This is a genomic window from Pseudomonadota bacterium (assembly GCA_034660915.1).
Lineage (GTDB): Bacteria > Desulfobacterota > Anaeroferrophillalia > Anaeroferrophillales > Anaeroferrophillaceae > DQWO01.
On sequence record JAYEKE010000049.1, the window covers coordinates 1 to 4,688 of the forward strand.

Genomic DNA, 4,688 nt, shown 5'->3' on the forward strand with positions numbered 1-4,688 from the left:
AACACCTATAACGAAGCGATGGCGGCTGCTTTATGGCAGGTTGTCCAGGACGTGCGCTGGGATAACGAGGTAAAGGCAATCCTGATGCAAAGCAATGGAAGTCTGTTTTCCGGCGGTGGAGACCTTGGAGCTTTTCAACGGGGTGCCAACCAGCAGCGACTGCCGGCGCTGGTTGAGGATCTCAGCGCTACCCTGAATGCCACTGTCCTGGCCATTCGCGGGATGGAAAAAATATTTATTTCCCTTATTGAAGGGGTCTGCGCGGGGGCTGGCATTGGCTTGTCCCTGGCTGCCGATGTGACCCTGGTGACGGAGAATGCCAAATTTGTTGCCGGCTATATCGGCATCGGCGCGGTTCCTGACGGAGGCAGCAGTTTTGCCGTCCTCCGGGCACTGGGTTTGCCCAGAGCACTGGATTTCTTTTTGACCAATGGTATTATTGAGGGGGCGCAGGCCGCTGAAATCGGCCTGGTCAGCCGTATGGTTTCGACTGAACATGCCGTGGATGAGGCAATGGCATTGCTGGAGAAAATTTCCCAGGGACCCCCAGCAGCGCTTGCCCGGACAAAAAAAGTCCTGATTCAGGGTGTCTCAAGAACATTTCCTGAATATGTTGAAGCCGAGCGCCAGGGTATTATTGCCAGTGCTGCTGGCGGAGAGCTGCAGGAGGGAGTGGCGGCATTTCTGGAAAAACGTCCGCCAAAGTTTTAATCGGATTTGTTGTTCCTGATTGCTTTGACAGCTTTCAGCAGTTGCTCAATATCCAATTGATCGGCCAGGGAAAGCAGAGCTTCCCGGCGGAAGGAAAAATCCGGCAAAAAAGGCAGTTCTCCCAGTATGGGAACCGAATCGAATTCTCTGATAAGTTCGGAAAAATTTTGTTCGGCAATGCCGGGATTGCCGGTAGCATGATTGATAATAATGCCGACAACGGGAATTTTGGCCTGGCGTAGTCGGGACAGGGTCAACAGGGTTTGGTTGATGCCGCCCAGGGCGGAACGACAGACTACCAGTGCCGGTAGCTGCAGGTCGCTGATAAGGTTTTCCACCAGATAACCGGGACACAGGGGTACCATTAAACCACCGGCACCTTCCACCAGGGTAAATTCATGTTGATGAAGGTGTTCACGCACGGTATTCAGCAGAGTTTTATGGCTGACTACCTGCTGCTGGCGCCGGGCGGCCAGCAGCGGAGCCAGCGGTTCCCTGAATCGGAAAGGGATGATCTCTTCCAGGGAATGAGGCAGGCCGGCAGTTTTTTTTACCCGGGCGCCATCGGACTTCCGGCTGAGGTCTTCAAGGTTCTGGATGCCGCTTTCCATGGGTTTTAAGTAACTGAAGCCCTGCGGCAGCCTTTGTTGTAAAGCTACTGCTAGAATCGCCGCTGCCAGGGTTTTCCCGATTCCGGTATCGGTCCCGGTGATGAACAGGCCTTTAGGTTGATTCATGAATGTTCAGCATAGATAAGGTTAAAGGCTAAAGGTTAAAGGCTAAAGGCTAAAGGCTAAAGGTTAAAGGTTAAAGGTTAAAGGCTAAAGGCTAAAGGAAATCGTGGGGACACCATCAAAAAAGTACTGCAAACTAAGTAGAGATTTCCAAAAAAAAGTGGTTTTTCAATCTGTCATTTAAGTTAAAATGGCGTCCCCGACGATTCTGCCTTCTGCCTTCTGTCTTCTGTCTTCTGCCTCCTGTACTCCTGCTATTTCTCGTTGACGATTTCCAGTTCCGGAAAAAAATAAGCGATTTCCGTCCGGGCGGTTTCCGGGGCATCGGAACCATGGACGGCATTTTTTTCGATATCGGTGGCAAACTGTTTCCTTAAGGTCCCCTCCGTTGCTTCAGCCGGGTTTGTGGCCCCCATCAATTCCCGGTTTTTGCTGATCGCATTTTCCCCGGCCAGCACCATGACCACCGCCGGCCCGGAAGACATGAAGTCGGTAAGGCTGTCAAAAAACGGCCGTTCACAATGGACCGCATAAAATCCCTTAGCTACCAGCTTGCTCATCCGGATCATTTTTACTGCCGCAATCTTCAGGCCATGGGCTTCGAAATCGGCAATGATCTGGCCGATGACCCCCTTGGATACCGCATCAGGTTTGATAATCGATAATGTTCTTTCACTCATAAATATACTCCTTAAAAAGATGTTGTCTGTTTACCGCGTTAAAATCCGCCGCTGAATTACGATATTCCCCCCTTTTTGTCAATTTATTTATCCTTATAACCCTTGACATGGTTGCGGTGAATACGTTAGTGAAATAGAAAAATGAATGTCCACTCATTGGTATTTTAAAAAATATTGTCAAGGAGCATTTTATGGATCGTTTGTTTCACCCTTGTTCAGTTCTGGTGATTGGCGTTTCTCCCCGGCCGGAAAATCTGGGCAAGAATATTGCTTCAAACCTGATTGACTTCGGTTTTGAAGGAGAAATACATCTTTTTGGCCGGCATCCAGGCTACTTCCTTGGTCATCGAATTCATACTGAATTTTCCACCTTGCCAAAAGATATTGATCTGGCGGTCATCCTGACGCCGGCGGCAACGGTTCTTGATGCGGTTAAAGCCTGCTTCAGTCGGGGAATTACCCGGATGGTTATCGAGAGTGGAGGATTCAGGGAACTTTCCGCGGCCGGAGCTGAGTTGGAAAAGGAATTGGTCAGTTTTGCCCGGGCCAAGGGGATTAAATTTGTTGGTCCCAACGGCATCAGCATTATTAACCGTCATAATGGCTTATGCCTGCCGTTTATGCGTTTGTCAGCGGCTGAAATAAAAAAAGGGAGTTTGTCACTGGTTTCCCAGAGTGGTGGTATGGCTCTCACCTACCTGGGTTTGGGGAGCAGTAATAATATCGGAGTGGCAAAATTTATCAGTATGGGGAATAAAAGTTGCCTGGATGAAGCTGATTATCTTACCTATCTCAAAGATGATCCCCAAACGGAAATTATCGGCATCTACCTGGAAGATATCCAGGATGGGCGGCGGTTGCTCTCCCGGGTGGCGGCCACCCATAAACCGGTGATCCTGCACAAAGCTAATACCTCAGCCCAGAGCAACGAAATCGCCGGCTCGCATACCGCAGCCCTGGCCAATGATGACCAGGTGGTTGATGCCGCCTGTCGGCAGTACGGGATCTATCGGGCCAAAACCTTTCGCCAATTTATCAACCAGATAAAATCGTTCAGCCTGCCGCTGATGAAAGGGGATAATCTGGTGGTTATTTCCCGCTCGGGAGGCCATGCGGTGGTGGCGGCGGATGTCGCCGATGAATACGGTTTCAACCTGGTTCCTTTCAGCCGGGAATTTATCGATTTTATCGGCTCTCGTTTTCGTGCCCAGGTAATCAAGCCCGGCAATCCCCTTGATTTGGGTGATTTGTTTGATATCGATTTTTATGTGACCATCCTGGACCAGGTGTTGCAGCGTCCGGATGTTGACGGGGTGTTGTTTAATCATGTTTTTCAACCTGACATGGAGGGTGAAGCTTCGCTGCGCCTGGCTCTTACCATCGATGAGTTGTCCAGGCGTTACCATAAACCGGTAGCCTTGTGTGTTTTTGCCGGGGCCAGGGCGGTTAACAAATTGAAACAGCAGATTTCCTTTCCTTTGTTTACTGAACCGGCTGAAGGTATCGAAGCGCTGGCGGTTTCTAGGGACTATGCCCGCCGCCAGGAAAAAGCCATGCCGGAAGACCTTCCGGTCACGGGGAATTATGACCGTCAGGCGGTGGCCGCCATCATTGAAGAAGCCGAGACTTCGCAGGACGGGGTGCTTTATCTTGACCAGGTGCTGGATATTTTTCGGGCCTATGATCTGCCGCTGCTCCCATCCCGGTTGCTTCCTTTTGGATCAGTCCTGCCGAAAATTACTGAACCATTGACCTTCCCCCTGGTTGCCAAGGTGGTGGCAGCGTCACTATCCCATAAAAGTGATGCGGGTGGCATCCGCCTGGGGATTGAAAATCAAAGTCAATTGCAACAGGTATATGATGAATTAACCGTGCAATTTGGCTCTCTGCCGGATTATCGTGGTCTGTTACTTCAATCTCAGGTTTCGACTTCGGTGGAAATGATTGTCGGCGGCCGCCGGGATGAGTCCTTCGGACCAGTAGTCATGTTGGGGATGGGAGGAATCTATGCCGAGATTTTCCAGGATGTGGCCCTGCGCCTGCCGCCGCTTAATGCGGTCCTGATTGATGACATGATTGAAACTTTGAAAGGGGCTCCCATTCTCAAGGGCGCTCGCGGACAGTCAGGAATTCATCGCCCAACCCTTGACCGGGTGCTCTATTCCCTGGCTGATTTGCTGGCTGATTTTCCGGTGATCCAGCAGATTGATGTTAATCCGCTTTTTCTCAGCGAGGCCGGTGGCTTCGTGGTCGACGGGCGCATAAGTCTATAAAGGTATAAGGTGCAAGGTGTAAGGTATAAGGTATGGAAATTGGGGACAGGCCCCAATTTTTTTTACAAGCTGTTCCTCCACTGGACGAGCGATAGTCAAGAGTGTCCCTCCCCCCGCGAAGCACGGCGAAGCAAACGTGCAAACCAGTACGGACCGCAGGCGAAGGAAGGCGGGAAAGTGAATTATCACAAATTCGGGACCCAGGACAAAAAAAATTTCACCACGAAGCACACGAAGGACACGAAGAAATGAAATTTGATGATCTGTCCCATTCTGTTATTGGTTGTGCT

The 4,688-nt window shown here is 50.6% G+C and carries 4 protein-coding genes; 2 read left to right on the forward strand and 2 right to left on the reverse strand.

Annotated features, from left to right (window positions below):
- On the forward strand, positions 1-711 hold a 711-nt coding region (locus tag U9P07_03255), incomplete at its 5' end, for an enoyl-CoA hydratase/isomerase family protein (protein MEA2108421.1).
- Here U9P07_03255 and bioD read toward each other — a convergent pair.
- Together bioD and ndk are read right to left on the reverse strand one after the other, a co-directional pair.
- On the reverse strand, positions 708-1,448 hold the full coding sequence (bioD, locus tag U9P07_03260) for a dethiobiotin synthase (GenBank protein ID MEA2108422.1): 741 nt from the start codon (positions 1,446-1,448) through the stop codon (positions 708-710). The two genes, U9P07_03255 and bioD, sit on opposite strands and share 4 nt — an antisense overlap.
- A 251-nt stretch (positions 1,449-1,699) precedes the next feature.
- The gene (ndk, locus tag U9P07_03265) at positions 1,700-2,125 is read right to left on the reverse strand and encodes a nucleoside-diphosphate kinase (GenBank protein ID MEA2108423.1); all 426 of its coding nucleotides are present in this window, start codon (positions 2,123-2,125) and stop codon (positions 1,700-1,702) included.
- 191 nt (positions 2,126-2,316) lie between these two features.
- Here ndk and U9P07_03270 point away from each other — a divergent pair, with 191 nt between their 5' ends.
- Positions 2,317-4,398 (forward strand): acetate--CoA ligase family protein, encoded by a 2,082-nt coding sequence (locus tag U9P07_03270; GenBank protein MEA2108424.1) that lies wholly within the window; start codon positions 2,317-2,319, stop codon positions 4,396-4,398.
- Positions 4,399-4,688: the final 290 nt, after the last annotated feature.